Origin of the sequence: Pseudomonas sp. NPDC047961, assembly GCF_050272435.1 — a bacterium.
Classification (GTDB): Bacteria; Pseudomonadota; Gammaproteobacteria; order Pseudomonadales; family Pseudomonadaceae; genus Stutzerimonas.
Genome location: NZ_JBNNMD010000014.1, coordinates 1 through 3,114 on the forward strand (window position 1 = coordinate 1; position 3,114 = coordinate 3,114).

Sequence of the window (3,114 nt, forward strand, 5' to 3'; positions counted from 1 at the left end):
CCATGTGAGAGTAGGTCATCGTCAAGCTTCTACACCAAACCCCCGATCTTCGTAAGAGGATCGGGGGTTTGTCTTTGGCGTTTGGAAAACTCGAATGTGTTCAAGGGCATCGATTATGTCTGTCCGAAGCCTGGAGGGGTAATGAATAGCTTGCTACGTTTGCTCGGTGACGGTCGTTTTCATTCTGGCGAAGAGTTAGGAAGGGCTCTCGGTGTAAGTCGGAGTGCTGTGTGGAAATACCTCCAGCGACTTGAGGATGAATCCGGTATTGAGCTATTCAAAGTGCCAGGGAAGGGGTATCGCTTGGCAGCGCCTCTTTCGCTGCTGAGTTATGAGGACAACGCCGCTGTGTTGGCTCCTCTGGGTTGGCAGCTCTATCTTCGAGAGTCAACCGACTCCACTAATGCAGAGGCCTTAAGGTTGCTACAGGCGGGCTTAGCTGCGCCATTCGTGGTATTGGCTGAGGGCCAGACTCATGGGCGGGGCCGTAGAGGGCGTGTGTGGACGAGCCCGCCGGCACAAAATATTTATTACACCTTGGTGCTGAAGGTTTCGAATGGCCTCCAGGGATTGTCTGGATTGAGTTTAGTCGTTGGGCTGGCCGTTCTCCGTGCGCTTCATCGGGCTGGCATCGAAAGTGCGGGACTAAAGTGGCCCAACGATGTATATGCAGGCGGCAGAAAAATAGCAGGCATTCTATTAGAGCTGAATGGTGATCCGGCGGACGTATGTCATGTGATTATCGGGATTGGACTGAACGTGAACATGGCGCCGAGCACTCAGGGCATCGGTCAGGCCTGGACGTCGGTGCGTGAGCAGACCGGAATGCTGGCGAGCCGCGATGACCTGGCGCGCTTTGTCAGTGAAGCCTTATCTCACTATTTAGAAAGGCATGCCCGTGAGGGATTTTCGTCATTGCGCGACGAGTGGGAGGCAAACAATATCTGGCGCGGGCGACGCTGTACGTTAAGCACCGGCACCCAACAGGTTAAAGGAATGATGAACGGGATAGACGAGCAGGGTGCGCTACGCCTTTGGATTGAAGGGCAGGGTGAGCGGTGTTTCAGTGGTGGAGAATTAAGTTTGAGGCTAGACGATGATTCTTGAGCTCGATTGCGGCAATAGCTTCATCAAGTGGCGGGTTATTTCAAATGTTGATGGCGCGTTGGTAGTAGGGGGTATCGCAGCGCAGGCGATGGACCTGCTTCAGGACTTGCTCAATGCAGATATCGGGAAAATTACCCGTTGCCGCATGGTGAGCGTCAGAGACGATGCGGAAACCGGTGCATTGACAGACGTGCTGTCTGGTGCACTAGGGGTGGAAGTGCTTAAGGTGAGTCCAGCCAAGCGCGTCGCGGGCGTTGTTAATGGTTATAAGGAACAGGGCCGGCTGGGTTCGGATCGGTGGTTGGCTATCATCGCCGCTTATGAAATGTGCAAAGGACCATGTTTGGTTATCGACCTCGGCACTGCGGTCACTATAGATTTAGTCGACTGTAATGGCGTGCACTTGGGTGGTTATATAGCGCCAGGTTTAGCGCTTCTGCGTGGGCAGCTGCTTGCTCACACCCGGCGCATCCAATACGACCCTGCGCTATCCACCGTTGCGTTGAGTGATATCACGCCTGGCAGGGACACCGCCGAGGGTGTCGAGCGAGGTTGTTTGATCATGCTGCGAAGCTACGTTACAAGCCAGATTGGCATCGCTGGAGATCATCTGGGTAAAAACTTCACCATCTATGTTACCGGCGGAGATGCAGCACTGGTTGCAGATCTCCCTAGGGTTAGATGCGTGCCTGATCTGGTTTTCAGGGGGCTGGCGATAGCCTGTCCCTAAAGAGGTATCCATGCGCTGGCTTTTAATGCTGCTGGTAGTGCTAAATCTTCTATTTTACCTCCATCACATCAACCAGCAGCCTCCTAGGGGGGCGGGCGAGGTCGTGGCGCCTCCCGTTTCCCAAGAGGCTGATATCCAGTTGCTTAGCGAAACCAAGCCATTGGAGCCTCGTGGTTCTTCCGTCCACGAGGGGAGTGTTTGCGTATTTTTGGGTGGGTTCGACCAAGAATCGGTGGCGCTGGACGTTGAGCAGCGTTTGCTAAGTCTTGATATTGATGCCAGCGTCAAGTCTATCGATGAGGCTGCTGGCACTGACTATTGGGTATATCTGCCTCCGCTAGTTTCGCGGCAAGCATCGCTACGTCAGCTGAGAGAGCTCCAATCTCGCAATATTGACAGTTACATAATTACCGTCGGCGATCTGTCTAATGGAATATCACTAGGGATATTCTCTCGTAAGGACTCCGCTGAAAGCGTTGTAAGTCGCTTAAAAGCCATTAGTTATATGGCGTCTATACGCGAGTTGCCGAGAACACACCGTAGCTACTGGGTTCAGGTGAGTGGCGTTCAGCAGCGCCTCCTGACCGACTCATTGCTTGGTGAACTCCTAAGGGATTTCCCCAAGCTGGGTCATCAACAAATGCCGTGTTCAAGCATTGCAAACGTAGAATAGTTTCCATAGAATGGCGCCCGCTCCGTCGCACAGCCCTTTGGGTTGTTTGAGGAGAACTGTCACGAAAGCTAACCTCAGGATTTTAATGAGAAATTGCTTGACAGTTAAGAGGATGGCATTGAAAATGCCGCCTCGTTTTGGAGGGGTTCCCGAGCGGCCAAAGGGATCAGACTGTAAATCTGACGTCATCGACTTCGAAGGTTCGAATCCTTCCCCCTCCACCAGTTTATAGCGTCGGCCTAGGCTACCGCGGGTATAGTTTAGTGGTAGAACCTCAGCCTTCCAAGCTGATGATGCGGGTTCGATTCCCGCTACCCGCTCCAGGTTTTTGCTCGCGCAAATACGATACGCTCATGTAGCTCAGCTGGTAGAGCACACCCTTGGTAAGGGTGAGGTCAGCGGTTCAAATCCGCTCATGAGCTCCAATCTCAAAGGCAGATATGTAAATATCTGCCTTTGTTTTAATGGTGGCGTGACTAGCTCAATTCAACGATGGGAGACGGTCTCGATGGCTAAAGAAAAATTCGAACGTAACAAACCGCACCTGAACGTCGGTACCATTGGTCACGTCGACCATGGCAAGACCACGCTCACCGCAGCGCTG

4 protein-coding genes and 3 tRNA genes are annotated in these 3,114 nt (G+C 53.0%); all 7 read left to right on the plus strand.

What is annotated here, in order from left to right; translation table 11 throughout:
* The first annotated feature begins 141 nt into the window (after nucleotides 1–141).
* Complete coding sequence (birA, locus tag ACQKIK_RS22510; RefSeq protein WP_499137459.1) at nucleotides 142–1,107, plus strand: bifunctional biotin--[acetyl-CoA-carboxylase] ligase/biotin operon repressor BirA; 966 nt, start codon at nucleotides 142–144, stop codon at nucleotides 1,105–1,107.
* The gene (locus ACQKIK_RS22515) at nucleotides 1,097–1,837 is read left to right on the plus strand and encodes a type III pantothenate kinase (RefSeq protein WP_499137457.1); all 741 of its coding nucleotides are present in this window, start codon (nucleotides 1,097–1,099) and stop codon (nucleotides 1,835–1,837) included. Before birA ends, ACQKIK_RS22515 begins: the two co-directional genes overlap by 11 nt.
* Before the next feature lie 10 nt (nucleotides 1,838–1,847).
* Nucleotides 1,848–2,510, plus strand: coding sequence for an SPOR domain-containing protein (locus ACQKIK_RS22520; protein ID WP_499137458.1), 663 nt, complete (start codon nucleotides 1,848–1,850; stop codon nucleotides 2,508–2,510).
* Between the two features lie 139 nt (nucleotides 2,511–2,649).
* Nucleotides 2,650–2,734: transfer RNA gene (locus ACQKIK_RS22525), tRNA-Tyr, on the plus strand.
* Between the two features lie 25 nt (nucleotides 2,735–2,759).
* A tRNA-Gly gene (locus ACQKIK_RS22530) sits at nucleotides 2,760–2,833 on the plus strand.
* A gap of 26 nt (nucleotides 2,834–2,859) precedes the next feature.
* Nucleotides 2,860–2,935 (plus strand) — tRNA-Thr (locus tag ACQKIK_RS22535).
* An 83-nt stretch (nucleotides 2,936–3,018) separates the two neighbouring features.
* Nucleotides 3,019–3,114 (plus strand): GTP-binding protein (locus ACQKIK_RS22540; RefSeq protein WP_260985023.1); only part of this gene is annotated, 96 nt, incomplete at its 3' end.

Coding starts and splice junctions, on each gene's coding strand:
- birA (WP_499137459.1), top strand. CDS start 142: ATGAATAGCTTGCTACGTTTGCTCGGTGACGGTCGTTTTCATTCTGGC.
- ACQKIK_RS22515 (WP_499137457.1), top strand. CDS start 1,097: ATGATTCTTGAGCTCGATTGCGGCAATAGCTTCATCAAGTGGCGGGTT.
- ACQKIK_RS22520 (WP_499137458.1), top strand. CDS start 1,848: ATGCGCTGGCTTTTAATGCTGCTGGTAGTGCTAAATCTTCTATTTTAC.